This window comes from Paenibacillus sp. 203 (genome assembly GCF_037027525.1).
GTDB classification, from domain to species: domain Bacteria; phylum Bacillota; class Bacilli; order Paenibacillales; family Paenibacillaceae; genus Paenibacillus; species Paenibacillus polymyxa_B.
In genome coordinates this window covers 13,229-29,304 of the sequence record NZ_JAXCHD010000006.1, presented here as the reverse complement: position 1 = coordinate 29,304, position 16,076 = coordinate 13,229, and the positions used below count along the sequence as shown (strand labels likewise).

General features: G+C 43.1%; 17 protein-coding genes and 1 pseudogene. 6 read left to right on the top strand and 12 right to left on the bottom strand.

Going from position 1 to position 16,076, the window contains the following annotated elements; translation table 11 throughout:
• Nucleotides 1-197: 197 nt before the first annotated feature.
• The 3 genes from WA407_RS15025 to WA407_RS15015 all read right to left on the bottom strand — a co-directional run bounded on the left by WA407_RS15025 (nucleotide 198) and on the right by WA407_RS15015 (nucleotide 3,284).
• On the bottom strand, nucleotides 198-1,613 hold the full coding sequence (locus WA407_RS15025; protein ID WP_442952037.1) for a helix-turn-helix domain-containing protein: 1,416 nt from the start codon (nucleotides 1,611-1,613) through the stop codon (nucleotides 198-200).
• 444 nt (nucleotides 1,614-2,057) lie between these two features.
• Nucleotides 2,058-2,774 (bottom strand): SMI1/KNR4 family protein, encoded by a 717-nt coding sequence (locus WA407_RS15020; RefSeq protein ID WP_336077676.1) that lies wholly within the window; start codon nucleotides 2,772-2,774, stop codon nucleotides 2,058-2,060.
• 21 nt (nucleotides 2,775-2,795) lie between these two features.
• Nucleotides 2,796-3,284: a GmrSD restriction endonuclease domain-containing protein gene (locus WA407_RS15015; protein WP_336077675.1), complete on the bottom strand. Its 489-nt coding sequence runs from the start codon at nucleotides 3,282-3,284 to the stop codon at nucleotides 2,796-2,798.
• Here WA407_RS15015 and WA407_RS15010 point away from each other — a divergent pair.
• The 4 genes from WA407_RS15010 to WA407_RS14995 all read left to right on the top strand — a co-directional run bounded on the left by WA407_RS15010 (nucleotide 3,277) and on the right by WA407_RS14995 (nucleotide 5,416).
• Nucleotides 3,277-3,387, top strand: a complete 111-nt coding sequence (locus WA407_RS15010) for a JAB domain-containing protein (RefSeq protein WP_336077674.1) — start codon at nucleotides 3,277-3,279, stop codon at nucleotides 3,385-3,387. The genes WA407_RS15015 and WA407_RS15010 overlap by 8 nt on opposite strands.
• A 99-nt stretch (nucleotides 3,388-3,486) precedes the next feature.
• Nucleotides 3,487-3,654, top strand: coding sequence for a hypothetical protein (locus WA407_RS15005; RefSeq protein ID WP_155985470.1), 168 nt, complete (start codon nucleotides 3,487-3,489; stop codon nucleotides 3,652-3,654).
• Between the two features lie 186 nt (nucleotides 3,655-3,840).
• Nucleotides 3,841-4,941, top strand: a complete 1,101-nt coding sequence (locus WA407_RS15000; protein WP_336077673.1) for a recombinase family protein — start codon at nucleotides 3,841-3,843, stop codon at nucleotides 4,939-4,941.
• Nucleotides 4,942-5,005: 64 nt separating this feature from the next.
• Entirely contained in the window at nucleotides 5,006-5,416 is a 411-nt protein-coding gene (locus WA407_RS14995) for a hypothetical protein (RefSeq protein WP_336077672.1), read from the top strand.
• 138 nt (nucleotides 5,417-5,554) lie between these two features.
• Here WA407_RS14995 and WA407_RS14990 read toward each other — a convergent pair whose 3' ends face one another.
• The 4 genes and pseudogenes from WA407_RS14990 to WA407_RS14975 all read right to left on the bottom strand — a co-directional run.
• Nucleotides 5,555-5,890 (bottom strand): hypothetical protein, encoded by a 336-nt coding sequence (locus WA407_RS14990; RefSeq protein WP_209940430.1) that lies wholly within the window; start codon nucleotides 5,888-5,890, stop codon nucleotides 5,555-5,557.
• Between the two features lie 276 nt (nucleotides 5,891-6,166).
• Nucleotides 6,167-6,460, bottom strand: a complete 294-nt coding sequence (locus tag WA407_RS14985; RefSeq protein ID WP_209940431.1) for a hypothetical protein — start codon at nucleotides 6,458-6,460, stop codon at nucleotides 6,167-6,169.
• 635 nt (nucleotides 6,461-7,095) lie between these two features.
• Nucleotides 7,096-7,884 carry a TrmH family RNA methyltransferase gene (locus WA407_RS14980; RefSeq protein ID WP_061829893.1) on the bottom strand — a complete coding sequence of 263 codons (789 nt, stop codon included), beginning with the start codon at nucleotides 7,882-7,884 and terminating at the stop codon, nucleotides 7,096-7,098.
• Nucleotides 7,885-7,962: 78 nt separating this feature from the next.
• A pseudogene (locus tag WA407_RS14975) lies at nucleotides 7,963-8,628 on the bottom strand (potassium channel family protein); the annotation flags it as partial.
• Between the two features lie 160 nt (nucleotides 8,629-8,788).
• Between WA407_RS14975 and WA407_RS14970 the strand changes: the two are divergent.
• Nucleotides 8,789-9,022, top strand: a complete 234-nt coding sequence (locus tag WA407_RS14970) for a small acid-soluble spore protein SspI (RefSeq protein WP_016819939.1) — start codon at nucleotides 8,789-8,791, stop codon at nucleotides 9,020-9,022.
• Nucleotides 9,023-9,173: 151 nt separating this feature from the next.
• Here the strand turns inward: WA407_RS14970 and WA407_RS14965 are convergent, their stop codons facing one another.
• The 3 genes from WA407_RS14965 to WA407_RS14955 form a co-directional block, all read right to left on the bottom strand.
• Complete coding sequence (locus WA407_RS14965; protein WP_013311888.1) at nucleotides 9,174-10,754, bottom strand: peptide chain release factor 3; 1,581 nt, start codon at nucleotides 10,752-10,754, stop codon at nucleotides 9,174-9,176.
• A 308-nt stretch (nucleotides 10,755-11,062) separates the two neighbouring features.
• Nucleotides 11,063-12,619 (bottom strand): glucose-6-phosphate dehydrogenase, encoded by a 1,557-nt coding sequence (gene zwf, locus WA407_RS14960; protein WP_069290361.1) that lies wholly within the window; start codon nucleotides 12,617-12,619, stop codon nucleotides 11,063-11,065.
• A gap of 187 nt (nucleotides 12,620-12,806) precedes the next feature.
• A complete protein-coding gene (locus WA407_RS14955; protein WP_336077671.1) occupies nucleotides 12,807-13,571 on the bottom strand; it encodes a YwmB family TATA-box binding protein in 765 nt (254 codons plus the stop codon).
• 247 nt (nucleotides 13,572-13,818) lie between these two features.
• Between WA407_RS14955 and WA407_RS14950 the strand changes: the two genes are divergently transcribed.
• The gene (locus WA407_RS14950; RefSeq protein ID WP_336077670.1) at nucleotides 13,819-14,283 is read left to right on the top strand and encodes a hypothetical protein; all 465 of its coding nucleotides are present in this window, start codon (nucleotides 13,819-13,821) and stop codon (nucleotides 14,281-14,283) included.
• Between the two features lie 75 nt (nucleotides 14,284-14,358).
• Here WA407_RS14950 and WA407_RS14945 read toward each other — a convergent pair whose 3' ends face one another.
• Nucleotides 14,359-15,009, bottom strand: a complete 651-nt coding sequence (locus WA407_RS14945; protein WP_013372995.1) for a response regulator — start codon at nucleotides 15,007-15,009, stop codon at nucleotides 14,359-14,361.
• Nucleotides 14,987-16,066: a sensor histidine kinase gene (locus tag WA407_RS14940; protein WP_023990236.1), complete on the bottom strand. Its 1,080-nt coding sequence runs from the start codon at nucleotides 16,064-16,066 to the stop codon at nucleotides 14,987-14,989. The genes WA407_RS14945 and WA407_RS14940 overlap by 23 nt, the downstream gene beginning before the upstream one ends.
• Nucleotides 16,067-16,076 lie beyond the last annotated feature (10 nt).

The window sequence follows — 16,076 nt, the reverse complement described above, 5'->3', positions numbered from 1 at the left end:
CGCCAATGTTGGTACCGTCACTTTTTTCTTTTGCTGATTTAAATAGCAGTCTAACATTCAAAATATATACTACAAAACAAATAATTAACAAATTCCTTATCCATTAGTCAGCTTAAAACCCTCCAATCGTTTCTTGAAGTTGTACTATTGGATCATGACTATAATTTTGTATAGGTACAGTCAACATAAACAAAAAGCTAGTTGCGATGACGAGTAGAACCGATCTTTTTAGCATTACCCAACCACACCTCTTCAATAAATTTGAAATACTCTTCTTTAGTCTCAGGAACCGCTTGAGCCCAGAAATGGGAAAACAATCCTATACAATTTATAAGATATGCCTCATTCTTTAGTATATTCGCTTTTGTTAAAGCATTCATCAAATATTTAAAACCATCACTGTACATTCCTTGATTCAAGTAGTAGTAAGCTAGTTCATACTCCAAACGCGCTAACTGTTCTGGAACAACCTGCTGAGCATACATACCAGTAGAAGTCGATTGATGCATGAAAGAATCAATTTTCGTTTTAAATCGCTGAAGTATATCATCCACTTTAATCCCATGCTGGTTAGCTACGATCATAATGTTCATTAGCTTGGCAATCAGTTCTCTTTCTGATTCATTTGACGAAGTATTTACGTACTCCACATATTCTTGAAGTACGCTAGTATCCCCTGACAAAAGCTTGTAAACATACATGTTCCCTTGTGCCCAATGTTGGAATAAGCTGACCCAGTGTCGAGTTTCCGCATCTGTTTCCTTGACCCAGCCTAAATCCGTGTAAGCATATGTATATTGCAATGCCCGTTCATAATCTTCTCGGGCTTCACAGGAAGCTGCACACAACAGATCCGCATAGGCGATATATCCAAATAGTAGGCCCCTTGTCTTCTTTATAGGCCCCCTATGATTTCGTTTCTCCTCATGACTGAGTGTGTACTGGATTTCCGCTTTTATCTTTATTTTTTTAGCGTTTTCCTCAACTTTATCCCACTCACGTAGAGAACGATACACATTTGTCAAATCCTTCAGCGCATCCAGCTGATCGACTTCATCCAATCGTTCCACATAAGGTTGAAAATAACATGCAACTTCGAAATTTCGGCTCTGATCGTTCCCAATACGAATTGTAAACAAGCGATACTGGCAAAACGCCAACCGCTCCGAATATTGCTTCTTTTCACTAACTGCTACGTTTTCAAATAGTATGGCTGCTGCCTCGTGAAGTTCCTCTTTAAATAGTTCTTCAGCAAGCTCAAATAAAGATTCCAAATAGCCCAGTTTATCCATTAATAGGTTGACTACTTCATGAATACAGTCCAATTTATTTAGTTTCGCACAATTATGTATAAAAGGACTCATTCGTCGCCAATTTGGATTGGCCTCCGTTAAATACTCAGTCACATATCGTTCGTAGTAATGGCCAACAGGATGACCCATCGCTTCCGTAATTCGATCCAACTGGTCAACTGAAAGCGTACGGTTCCCATTGATAATGCTACTCATGGTACCTGGATTCATGTCTGCTTTTCTGGCTAAATCGCTAAGGATCAACTGATTATCTTCCATATATTTCGTTATCTCTGTGAGTATCGCGGTTGTATTGGACAACATAGACCACCCCTTAAAGTAACTGTATAAGGAAGTAACCGATCTCAAGTGAAACTAATGCAATTCAATGAGAGAACAGCCCTTCCGCAATCCATCATACCATCTTTTGGAATATTGTCATATACCTTTCAATAGATTACTTTTTATGTTCGTTTCCACTCTTTAATTAAGCTCAAGCTCGCAGAAAAGTACCCCTTTAACTCAAAAAGCGACGATACCGACGACAGCGTCAACCTACGCCAAAGTCAGTATCGTCGCTTTCTTTCTATACATATAGGGGAGATGAACTCTATAACATATCAACTTTATTGAGAACGTAGAAACATTCCGCATATAATTAACAATTGTCAAAGAAACACCTTTATTTAAGAACCAATTAAGGATTTTATCACCTTGGTCTGACATCAACCTGCACCAAAAATTTATAATGAATTAGACAGGCAATCACCCTTCAAGTCCTATTAAGATCCATTCATCCACTACATCCCAAAAATTAAGATTGTATTCTGGCTCATCTTTTGCTGACCACAGGGTAGCATTATCATTTTCACAATTATTATAATCTATCGCAACATAAGTACCCATTCCATTACTGAAAAAACCAAATGAAGTATCCAAATTAATTTGCAAGGGTTCATCTAGGTCATCAATAATACTCCAATCAAAATCATCATCGCCTAAGAAGGCTACTTCTTCCAAGCATACTAACCCCATTGAACCACTAGCATAATAATAAAAACCATTGTGTACATTTTCATAAAAGGAACGAACTGATACTGGAAGTTTATCCCATACATTTTTTATTTCGTTATTCACGATTTCTGTTTGAGGTAATCTTCCTTCATAATAAGCAACCTGACCTGAGTTATCTTTTACCGTATACAACACAGATATTCGCTCATTAACTTCAATAAGCTCAACATTATCTAAATACTCTTTCAAATATGAGATTGTATTTCTTAGTTCACTTCCAACATATTGCTCCCATCGTTGAAGAATAAGTTTAATTCTTTTTTCAACACTCTTCTCTTCAAATATTTTATACCATTCTTTCGTAAGCACATCCAAATTGTGAAGATCCATATCGCTTATCAGTTTTACAGATCCATTTTTTTTCTTTGTATATTTTCTTAGATAGTCTAATTTTCCATTTTGCACCATGATTACTGTTTATCCCCCTTTTTACTCATCCGTATTTAAAAGATCATCTATTAGCTTTTGTATTTTCCGTTCCAGCTCTTTCTCCTTCTTTATCATTTCTTTTCTAAAATCTGGATTGACTTCGATCTCACCCGGTTTTCCTTTTTTATAATGTGTCCAATCTTCATAAGATTTTGCCTTTTTAGAAGTGTTTGCCGACTTACTTAAAGCTGTGAAATTCTCAGGATTATTCAGAATCTTAACTTGTTGTTCAAAAGTGAGTTTATCAAAATTCTCCATTTTGGCTATTTTGTCCATTGGCACAATATGATCAGCCTCTAATGCTGTTTCAACTTTTTTACCTGCTAGTACAGGATCATCTATTGGTAGTATAACACCTTCATTCATTTTATCCTGTAACTCTTTTGTCGGGGTTTTAGACCTAAGCTTTTTGTATAATTCCTTAGAAATCCTTCTTTCACCATAGCGAGGAGGAGTCCCAACTCCATCCGTTCCCCCAGTTTTGACCAAGCGGCTCCAACAAAGCGGTGCTATTTTAGGTATTGAACTGCTGGATCACATCATTTTGGGCGATAACTCGTTTGTCAGCCTCAAGCAAAGGGGGCTCATGTAATGAATCAAGCCATACTCACGTTGATCGTCGCTGCTGCTCAGTTGGCATTCGAAATCATCGCCCAATCTAAAAAAAGATAAGTAAGGAGTTTTTGTTCTCATGCCAATGCATTACTCGACTCGTATTTCCAGACGCAAGCTCAAACAATTTTGCACTGATCCCGATGCCTCTTCCTGGATTACTGCCGATCAGGTACGGGAAACGACTATTTCATACTACCAACCTGCCGTTGAAATGCTGGATACCATTTTGAAGCGAAAACGATAGGCTCACAGTTACGTTCCTGATGATACCTAAGCGGTAGACTTTTCAGAACGCGAACACATCCATACACTTTAATACTTTAACGCTTTTTTTCGCTATATCAATCTGTGGCCTCTCCTTTTTACAGAGGGGCTATATCAGATTCATCACCATCATCATTCGCCTACATTGAAAGGGGTAATCATACCAATGACTATTCAACGCGCCGCAGCTTACGCTCGCTTTTCCAGTGACAACCAACGGGATGAATCCATCGACGCTCAGGTTCGAGCCATTGAAGCCTACTGCAAACAAAAAGGCTTTGAACTCGTTAAAATCTATATCGACCGCGCCAAAAGCGCCACCACAGACAAACGCCCACAGTTCCAGCAAATGATTGTCGATAGTGAAAAAGGCCTTTTTGATGTGCTCATCGTTCATAAGCTGGATCGTTTTAGCCGGGATAAATACGACAGTGCTAAATACAAACGCAAACTGAAATTGAACGGTATTAAACTGTACAGCGTCACCGAAAACCTAGATGGCTCTCCCGAAAGTGTCATTATGGAATCTTTGCTGGAAGGTATGGCTGAGTACTATTCCAAAAACTTGGCCCGTGAGGTCATGAAGGGGATGAAAGAAACAGCATACCAATGTAAACATACAGGCGGCTTACCTCCCATCGGCTATGCTGTAGATCCTGTAACAAAAAAGTACATCATTAATGAAGAGGAACGCGGCATCGTCGAAACTGTTTTTTCTATGTTCCTCGCTGGCCACGGCTATAATCAGATCATTCGGGAACTGACGGAGCAAGGCTACACATCACGTTATGGGAAACCGATCAGCAAAGGAACCTTAGGTACCATTCTTCGCAATGAAAAGTATACAGGCACTTACATTTTCAACCTCACCGATAGCAAGGATGCGGCTGGTAAACGAAACGGCAATCGGCATAAAAATAGTGAAGACGTAATTCGTGTCGAAGGTGGTATGCCACAACTTGTAACCAAGGAAGATTTCCAGAAAGCACAGGAAAAGATGAATCAAAACAAACGTCAGCCTGGTGCTTACAAGGCAAAAGAAATGTACCTGCTTAGCGGACTCATTGTTTGTGGGGAATGTTTAAAAAACGTAGGTATTCAGTATGCCATGATGGGCAATACCAAATACAGTGGTAGAAGCAAACTGAAATATGTCACCTACCGTTGCGGCAACCGTGATCGGACAAAGGCATGTAAAAACCCTGAGCTGCGCCGCGAATATATTGAAGCCTATGTACTAGCCCAGCTCCCAAGAGAAGATTTTTAACGATGAAGCTATCCCTGTTCTGGCTAAACAGCTTAATGATTACCAGAAATCCAAGCAAACAAATGTGAAAGCCGATCAACAACGCCTGACCAAGAGTCTGGAAGGTGTGGAGCGCCAGATTGATAACATTGTAAATGCGGTGGCTGGCGGTCTGAACAATCCTACCATTCTTGAAAAGTTGTCCTCACTGGAACAGCAAAAGATTGAGCTAGAAACGAAACTGCTTGAGGCTCAGCAGGTAAAAGAAAAAGCAGCCATCACAGAGGATGCTCTGCGACAACTGCTTTCTGGCTTTCAGGACCACATCACCAGCCGGAACCTTCCTGAGATCAAGAAGTTCATCGGCAGCTATGTAGAAAAGGTGATCGTCTACAAAGAACACGTAGAAGTCATCTTTAAGCTACAAGTTGTGGATTTGATCGATGGAGGCGAGGGGAGTCCACATATTGATTTCATTTTGAAAAAGTTAGGTTAAGTAAAGTTTAAACTTTTTCATCCTAGGACAAATAAACTTCCGAGTGTAGATTCCTTTGACCTGAACCAGTTCGTGTCTTCATATCAATTTCGATCTTATATTAAAATCAATTGTCTTTAGCTGTGACGGATGGCTCTACTACGAAACACTTTCATCCACGTCGAGCTGTTGTTCCATTTTCGCTTGGCTGATTGCTGAACGAGAATGTAAATACTTTATCTGATATTTCTGTACCTTGCTGGTAATACTGTTCACTCCGTTCTTAGCTTCAATGTCGAGGCTATATACGGTATTAAATTTGCTGGTAAGGTCCAGCTTGATGTTCGGCGGACATAATGTAATCCCTTGAACTTTGAGCAACTCAAGTGCAACGAAGAGTGGTTCAATCAATTCCGGCCCCGACATTTCCCCAAACATGTTATCCGTAATTAATAACCCAGGTGAATCATCCTCATTCTGCTCTTTTAGAAGCATACAGTCTTAGGCAGCAATTTCGCATACTGGTATTGGTAACTTTTATTGTAAATTTTTATAATAGTCCTCATATTCGAACATTATGAAGCTGTAAATTCATTATTTAGTTAGGGTTTATTCGTGAAACAAAAGAAAAATCACACAATCGATCCCAAACTGGGAACTCATCTGTGATCTTGCTTTCTTGAATATTTTCCTTTGGCTTGTCTGTTTATTTCATGTAGAATCACATTTCAATTACGATGAAATGATACCACTCACTGGACTTACCATCTTTCAATCTGTTATTTTTTCAATATCCTTATGTTTTTTTGAATAATAAATCTCTGAGCACCACTTAATTTGAGGCTCTCTATTCTTCTCATAAATTTTTATTAGTTGGTTTAAAACAAAAATCTTTTGTACAATATTTTCACTGAAAAAGTTGAGCTGTCGATTATAAAAATTAATATCCTTTTGATAAGGGTGGCGATCCTTTTGGTTCCTCTCATATACATCAAGAAGCTGAATATGTAAATTATATATATCTTTATAATTAATCTTAATCTCCTCCCTTTTTATTTTCATCATCAGTATACCCGTATATCAAACGAAATAGACAATTTACATCAATATAATATTTCTCAGAAATTAATAAACAAAATGAAATAACAGATGGGTACTTTTTCATCCTAGCTTAACAAATACAATCTAAAAACAGGTTTGCTAATTATCTAAATATCCTCAAAAGCTAAAGACAAACTTTGTCTGAGTATCGACGGATGTATCTTCCAAAAAGCAGAAAGAGATTTGAATGAGGGTAACACTTTCCCAAAAATGGGTTATCATTTCACCTGCCATCCATAACGTAAAAACAGCCCCGAAATAAAGAGCTTTCATCGAGACTGTTTACTTTAGATATTAAATTGTCCTGTAGGTAAGAATGTATATAAATTTTATTATAGCCGAGCAAAGGTAATTTTCCCTTAGATAATGTTTGTCTCACTTCTTGTTATAAAAAATGGCTGTCCTTTTTCACCATAAAATAAGATAATTTAGATCAATCTTAACAGATAATTTTGATTTTACTTAGTCTTTATTCCCGTTTTCACTGGGTTTTCGGGGATATTGACTGTCTCATTTAGATGATATAAACAGTCTCATTTAGTATTATAAATTGTCTCAATTGATGTTATAACCCACACACATGCACCCGTGTTCTTCTCTTAGTTTCGTTGTCTCATCGCCTCAAATAATAGCACTGTAGAAGCCATCGCTGCGTTTAGTGATTCCGCTTGCCCCTGCATCGGAATGAATACCGACTCATCCACCATGCGCGCGGTAGCAGCAGAAATACCTTGGCCTTCGTTTCCGATCACAAGCCAAGTGGAAGCGCGCAAATCTATGGTATAGCATGACAAGCTCGCATCCAGCGAGGTGCTGAGCAAGCGGGCACCTTTACTTTTGGCCTGCGGTAAAAGCTCCTCCAGGCTGCCTTCAATCACCGGCAGGTGAAACAACGATCCCATCGTGGAGCGGATCGTTTTGGGATTGTACAGGTCGGCGCAGCCATGACCCAATATTACGCCTGCGGCTCCAGCAGCGTCCGCGCTGCGGATGATAGTGCCTACATTGCCGGGGTCCTGCACCCCGTCCAGCACCATCACCAGTGCATCCGGCTGCTCCAGCAATGCCGGGAATGCACTGCGCTCCTCCTTACGCACGATGGCAAAGACCGACTGCGGCGTCTTCGTATCGGTGCATTTTGCAATGACCGCCGCTGACACGGGAACCCATTCCACCGGCTGGTCGGCTTGATCAAGGCCATTCAGCTCGGCGGGAATGCCCTTGTCCAAATCATAGGCGACGGTTTCGACAGCCACGTCCGAACGCAGCGCTTCCTGCACCAAATGAATACCTTCGACAATATATTTATGCTGCCGTGTGCGATGCTTTTTCTCGAGCAGTTGCGCCCACTCTTTTACACGCGCATTATTCGGTGAAATGATTTCCATTCGTTTAACCTTCCGTTTCTTTGGTCCTTTTCTTTAAACATAAATGATGTATCACTTTTGCTTTAACACCAAGCCTCATTAGGCTGCAAAAGCCAGCTCCAGCTTGGTCAGATCATCCTTGTGGCCTACAATGACCAGCACATCACCCGACTCCAGACGATCTTCGGCATAAGGTGAAATGTTCATTTCCTGATTTCTGCGAATCGCCATCACATTACAGCCGAAGCGTGCGCGTATGTCGAGCTCCTTCAGGTTTTTGCCAATCATGGAATCGGCAGCTCTCATCTCCAAAATACTGTAGTCCTTGGACAGCTCGATATAATCCAAAATGTTGGGAGATGTCAAATGATGGGCTACCCGCAACCCCATATCCCGTTCAGGATAAACGACTTTATCCGCACCTATCTTTTGCAGCACTTTCCCATGCAGTTCATTTTGTGCCTTGACCACAAGAGCGAGTACGCCCATGTCCTTGAGAATCAATGTTGTCAGAATACTGGCCTGTATATCTTCACCAATCGCAACCACGATTACGTCAAAATTACGGATACCCAGCGCTCGCAGCGCTTCCTCATCCGTCGAGTCGGCAGACACCGCATGCGTCACAATATTCGACATTTCCTGTGTACGCTGCTCGTCCGAGTCAATAGCCAGCACATCAAAACCCATCTCACTCAGCGCACTGGCAACACTGGAACCAAAACGGCCCATACCAATGACCGCATACTGTTTTTTTGCCATTCCTTCTTTACCTCCCGATCACCATACTGTCCGTCATAGTATAGCATATCATGCTACAAACATAAATTTTGACATACTTATGCCAAATGCTTCTCCATGTATACTGGACAACAGCCCAAGCCATAATACATTCGACCACTACTACAACATACGGGAGGTACACATGCCCATTACAATGGATTTACGACAAGCAATTGTTCACAAAGTACACGGCAAATCAGAAGCTGATCTTACGGACATGATTATTGGGTCAGTGGACGGACCGGAGGCCGCTTTGCCTGGGTTGGGTGTCATTCTTGAAATTGCTTGGAAGCATATGAGTCCAAACCAGCAGCACGATTTCGTCCATTTGGCACATGAACAAATCGATAAAATCAAACCCGTACCCTTAACCTAGCTCTAGCTATTTAACATTTGGTTCCGATTTAATTGTGCTCATTATTTTACCGGTATTCGAAAATGAGAATAGTCCACTCGCATTAACATCGAGTGGACTATTCGTGGTATACACTAAATGACTGAGATCAAACTGTTCTGCTTATTCAATCTTATGGAGCCATTTCTAAGAACTTAGCTGTCGGATTTTTCTCCATAGCCGTACGCATCGCATACTCGTTTTCGAACAAGGCGACATAATTGCCTTTCTTATCCTTTACCAGCGTAGAGTTAATACGGAACTTGCTTGGGTCAATCTGATCATCCACAATCCAACGTGCAAATTGGAATGGCATACGCTGAAGCTGTACATCAACGCCATATTCACCCTTCATTCGGTACTCAAATACTTCAAATTGCAGTTGACCGACAACACCCAATAGCGTATCGTCAAAGCTTACCGTACGGAACACCTGAATCATACCTTCCTCGGTCAACTGATCAATACCCTTCAGATACTGTTTGTGCTTCAAGGCATTTTTCACCGTTACCTTGGCAAAAATCTCAGGCGAGAAGGTCGGCAATTCATCAAACACAACCTCACTACCTTGGCTGAGTGAATCACCAATACGGAAAATACCCGGGTCAAACAATCCTATAATATCGCCAGGAAAAGCCTCCTCGACAATATCACGGTCCTGTGCCAGGAACTGTTGTGGCTGGGACAGCTTAATTTCCTTGCCCATCCGTACATGCTTAACACTCATCCCGCGTTGAAACTTACCGGAGACAATACGCAAAAATGCAATACGGTCACGGTGAGCCGGGTTCATGTTTGCTTGAATTTTAAATACATAGCCGGTAAACTTTTCGTTTGTTGGCTCAATTTCCCCAGCTGTACTACGGCGCGGCTCCGGTTTAGGAGCAAGCTGAAGGAAGTTTTCCAAAAATGTTTGTACACCAAAATTATTAATCGCACTGCCGAAGAATACAGGTGTCAATTCTCCGCGCTGTACTTTCTCCATGTCAAAAGGGTCACCCGCAACGTCAAGCAACTCCAAGTCCTGACATAATTGGTCATGCAGATATTCGCCCGCCATCTCACGAATGATCGGATCATTGTAATCTTCCACTTTCTGTACTTTGATCGTGGAATGGTCATCTCCCTGAAACAGCTCGACCTGATTTTTGACACGGTCATAGACACCACACAGCTCACGGCCTGTACCAATCGGCCAATTCATAGGCACCGAACGGATGCCAAGCACCTGCTCCAGCTCCTCCATTAGATCAAAAGGACTGCGTCCCTCACGATCCAGTTTATTAATGAAGGTGAAAATCGGAATTCCACGCTTCGCACAAACCTGAAACAGTTTAATCGTTTGTGCTTCCACACCTTTCGCCACGTCAATCAGCATGACTGCACTATCTGCTGCTGTTAATGTACGATACGTGTCTTCACTGAAATCCTGGTGACCTGGGGTGTCCAGAATGTTGATGCGGTGACCATTATAATCAAATTGCATTACTGAGGATGTTACAGAGATCCCCCGCTGTTTTTCAATCTCCATCCAGTCACTCGTAGCGTGTTTGCTTGCTTTACGCGCTTTAACTGAACCCGCAAGACGAATCGCGCCCCCGAACAGCAGCAGCTTTTCCGTCAGTGTCGTTTTACCCGCATCCGGGTGAGAAATAATCGCAAACGTACGCCGTTTGTCGACTTCCTGTTGAAGTATATCTGTTGTTTTACTCATTTCACATATCCCTTCATGATCAAATCCATTGCATTACTGCTCAAGCTATTCATAAAAAGGCCATGATGCACGCCTGTTTTCATAAGTTCATCGGCTCTATCGGCTATATTGCCGTTAGCTCCAGTATTCGGCGTACTCCGTTACCATATTCATTAAAAATACGATCTATTTACATGTTTTAGCCTGCCTTTAACTTATAATCAGTTGCAAACTGAAAACCTGAGACTAAGCTATTATAGCACACTCCGAACGCAAAGCATCCCCTTACGTCCTGAACAGGACATAGGGGGATGCAGGACAAATCGGGATTACTGAACGCCGCCTACTCGCCAGATGACATTATCTTCATCCTGACCGCTAACCGGCCACCACTTGAAGCCATCCTGCTCCAATAGCTTGTGAGCACCTTCCGGTCCCCATGAACCTGCAGCATAGGTTTCCAGCGTATCCGGGGTCTGCTGCCATGCTTTGGCGATTCGATCGACGAATCCCCATGCCGTGGCAACCTCATCCCAACGCGTGAAGTACGTCGAATCACCCTCAATTGCATCCATCAGCAACCGTTCATAAGCCTCCGGTGAGTTGATACCCACCATACAGCTTTGGCAAAAATCCATAGCCAGTGGCTCAATATCTGATTCCGAACCGGGTTTCTTGGCATTGATTTTAATGTAAATGCCCTCCATTGGATTGACCCGAATCACGAGCAAGTTCGGTTCCAGCTTATGCTTTTGACCGAGGTACACGTTCGTTGGCATGCTCTTAAATTCCACAACAATCTCCGTTGTTTTTACAGGGAGACGTTTGCCCGTACGGATATAGAACGGTACGCCAGACCAACGGAAATTATCAACAAACACGCGTGAAGCAAAATAAGTCTCTGTGTTCGATTGTGGATCAACCTTGTCTTCTTGGCGATACCCCGGCAACTGCTGACCGCGATAACTGCCTTCGGTGTATTGACCACGCACCACATTGGTTTTCACATCCTCAGACGTTTCAAAAGGGCGCAGCGAACGCAACACTTTTACCTTTTCATCACGGATATCCTCAGGCAACAAACGACTAGGTGGCTCCATCGCAATCATCGTTAGCATTTGCAACATATGGTTCTGTCCCATATCCCGCAAGGCGCCGGAATGATCGTAGTAACCTCCGCGTTCCTCCACCCCTACCGTTTCACTAAGCGTAATTTGCACATTGGCAATATGCTTATTATTCCACAGTGGTTCAAAGAAGGCATTCGCGAAGCGGATCACCTCAATATTTTGTACCATTTCCTTGCCAAGATAGTGATCAATCCGATAAATTTCTTCTTCGGCAAATACTTCTCGTATTTCAACGTTCAATTCTTGTGCAGATTCGAGGTTATAACCGAATGGCTTCTCAATCACCAGGCGATTCCAGCCCTTTCCATCCATCATGCCGCCATCTTTCAAACTCTTCGACACGCTTCCGAATAACTCAGGAGCCAAGGCCAAATAAAACAACCGATTTCCCGGTATGTTAAACTTGCTTTCTATAGACTCCGTCTGCTGTCTCAGCTCATGGAACCCTTCGACATTGTTGATATCCAGCGATTTATATTCAAAATGCTCGGCAAATGCCTGCCATTCTTGATCATTTTCTGCTTTGTAGCGACTAAACTCCTGTATGGAAGCGTACAGGTCATTACGGAATTCTTCCTCTGTGCGAGGACGCCTTGCTACACCAATAACGGCAAAATCGTCAGCAAGCTTGCCTTCGCGGTACAAGCTGTAAATAGCAGGAAAAAGCTTGCGACGAGCCAAATCGCCCGTAGCGCCAAAAATAAACAGAACTGCGCCTTGCGTCACAACAGATTCTTTAACAGGTATGTCAGCCATGAAGTACCTCATTCTTCCCATGTCAAGATTCCGCAATCCACAATCCCCGAAATCTGCATGTAGTATTGTGTATATTTATACAAGATCATACTTGATTTTCGAAAAACATGGAACTAAAGATTTGATGATATTTTATCATATCCTACATGGATAAGCTATCCGATGAATCATAAATTTACCTTATAAGTCAGTATTCAATCGTGATGAGCGGGAAACCGAGTGTTATACGTGTATCCTGCTGCTCCCTATCTTCATGTACAGCCATCTGCATCCGGACCTGATGCTCACCGCTTTGAATCATTAACGGCAGCTCTGGAGCTTCATAGGATATAGCCACAGTAGTCGCATCCGTATATCTTTCTTTGGCCTGCATCGAGATATTCCATGCTAAGCTCGCCTCTGTCAGTTTCAACAGTTGATCTTTGGATTCCTCTGTATGCAGCGAACGCTGAAGGGCCGTGTTCCACTGTGCTTGAATTCCCATAGACTTTAATTGCTCAGCACAAAGCTTATGAAGCTGAATCAACCGCTCACGTCCTGCATCATTGCTCTCCAGTTGAACAACTACATACCATTGTCCAGTTTGACGTTCCATCACATTTAAGCGGATTCTCAGATCCTCACTATCACGAACAGAACGATAAACCGTGTGTCCATTTTCTACGAGTTTGTTTACTGTGGGTATATTCAGCTGATCAGCTATCTGTGCCGCCACATCTGCTGGCTCTTCATGGTTAGAAATCCAATCGCCTTGCCACTTCACAACCAGCTTATCCAACGTACCCGGGGTCTGATCCGAGATGATTAACAATGAGCGTAAAGCCGTTTCTGCCTCGCGGGAGTCATTTCGGTTTGTCTGAAAGGTTCCGTAACGCCAGCCAGCTAGTACCAGCACCGTTCCTAATACCAAAATTGCAATAATCCCCTTTTTAATCAGCTCTGATTTTAACATTATCGTTCCCCCCGCTCCACAACCATCCGATTCCCACACCTACGCTCTGGATACTTTCTTTTTCGGCTGGATTGAAATCTATGAATCTATCAATAGCATTCCCATTGTCAGAGGTTTTATACACACAGCACTACGGCCAAGCCCTTCTAAAATATTCATCTGCCTACTGGGTGTTCGACCATACATCGTAGGCACCGTAAGAATAGACTATGATCACAATGCATCTTACACCAAAAGAGGTGAAATCATGTTTCCGATTTATCCTGTAAATGAAGCCAATGTGGCACCTCATGGTGGACGTCTGGTCTGTGCCGTTATGCGTGATGGTACACGACACATCGGCATCTTAAGTGGGTGTAGCAAAGGCAAGCTGATGTTGAACGGATATCCACCTTCTTTTCCTGGCAGTCTCTATGCCGGGAGCTACAGTAACAAAGGAAAACAATCCCCGAAAAAGGTTTCCTCTAAAAAGAAAAAAAAGAATCCTAAAAACAAAGCTCGTACCTCGGCCAAACTAAATGCCTTAATTAAGCCGCCCAACGCACCTCTGAGTCCATCCTTTCCTTATGACGCAGGCGGATTTGCTGGAAATGGCTATAGTAATTATGGAAATGGCAGAACAGGCTATCGCGGTGGGTACGGCGGATATGGATACGGGGCAGGGCTTGCATTAGATCTGGCTTTAATCGCCTTTTTATTCCTCCTGATCTAAACAACTTGTTATGGAACACAAAAAAACCGGAGGACTATTGTCGTCTCCGGTTCTTTGTATTCGTTTATTCTACTTCTACTCTGCTAATCCGTTCTTATAGGCATAGATCGCCGCCTGTGTACGGTCTTCCACTCCTAATTTAGCGAGAAGGTTCGTGACATGGAATTTTACCGTCTTAATCCCGATAATCAGCTCATCTGCGATATCCTGGTTAGACTTCCCTTGTGCCAACAGGCGAAGCACCTCCATCTCACGATCAGTCAGCTCCGTATGCGCGGGTGCCTCAGCCTGTGGTTGGCGGAATCGATTCATCATCTTAGAGGCCACCTGTGACTCTAGTACGGACTGTCCACGTGCAGCTGCACGGATCGCATCCGCTATCTCGGAAGCACGAGACGTTTTGAGCAAGTAGCTGAATGCCCCTGCCTCAATGACCGGATACATTTTCTCATCGTCCAAATAACTCGTCAGCACAATCACCTTGGTCTCTGGAAGCAGGCGAGTTACTTGGCGTGTCGTTTCGATGCCATCCATGCCATCCATGACCAGATCCATTAAAATCACATTTGGCTTGTATTCAGAAGCCAACCGTATGCCTTCTTCTCCGCTTCCGGCCTCGCCGACCACTTCAATACCTTCTTCCGTCCCCAGCACCGCCGCAAGACCAATCCGTACCATTTCATGGTCGTCTACCAGCAGTACGCTAATCGGTAATTCCGTTTCCATGATCATCGTTCCTTCCGCTTTCATCATTAATAACTGGCACGGACACCTCGATCCGTGTTCCTTTTCCCGGAGCCGTTATATACTGAATAGCTCCCCCAATCTCACTGACCCGCTCCTGCATTGTGGATAATCCATATGAAGTCTGCTTTTTCTCATCCAGTTCAAAACCAATACCGTTGTCCCGAATCGTCAGCCTGATAGAATCCGGGCGTTGCACGATACGAATTTCCATGCGGGTTGCTTTGGCATGGCGCAATGTATTAGACATCGCTTCCTGAACAATACGAAACAAGTGGTTCTCAATGCCTTTAACCAACTGTACTCCGCTTTCAATCTCAAAATCAATCTCCATCGGTACCTTTGCCTGCAACTCTTGTACCAAATCACGCAAACCCTGCTCAAGCCGTTTCCCTTCCAGATAGACAGGCCGCAGATGAAGTAGTAACGCCCGCATTTCGGATTGTGCCACGGAAGACATTTCTTCAATTAGCGCAACTTGCCGCTGCGCTTTATCAAAATCCTTATCCAGCGTCCTCCCCACAGCCGTCGCCGTCATTGAAATAGCAAATAATTGCTGTGATACGGCGTCATGCAACTCTCTGGCCAGCCGCTGTCGCTCCTCCACAATCGCAGTCATCCGTGCCTGTTCTGCCAGCTGAGCATTATCCGTGGATAAGCGTTGTAAAGACGTAACTTGTTCCTGCCATTTACGCCCAATCCGTTCCAGCTGCTCTCCCAACCTGCCAAGCTCATCATGCCCTAGGGGTGGCAACTCACGTGCAGGCGTTCCCTTTTCCCACATCAGCAACGTCTCTCTCAACATTTCCAGTCTGCTTTTAAAGCGGTAGCTTTCATAAAATCCGTACATTGCCCCTGTACCAATCAACACCAGTATAACGGCTCCTGCAACTTTCAATATCATTCCCCAGGTTGGGAACGACTTCACATATCCATATGTATACAGCATATAAAAGACAACTACGCCCACAACAACACACAGGAGGATACCTTCACCCATACTGCGGGTTACCATGTTGGACGTTTTTTTATGATTCATCCCGGCTCCT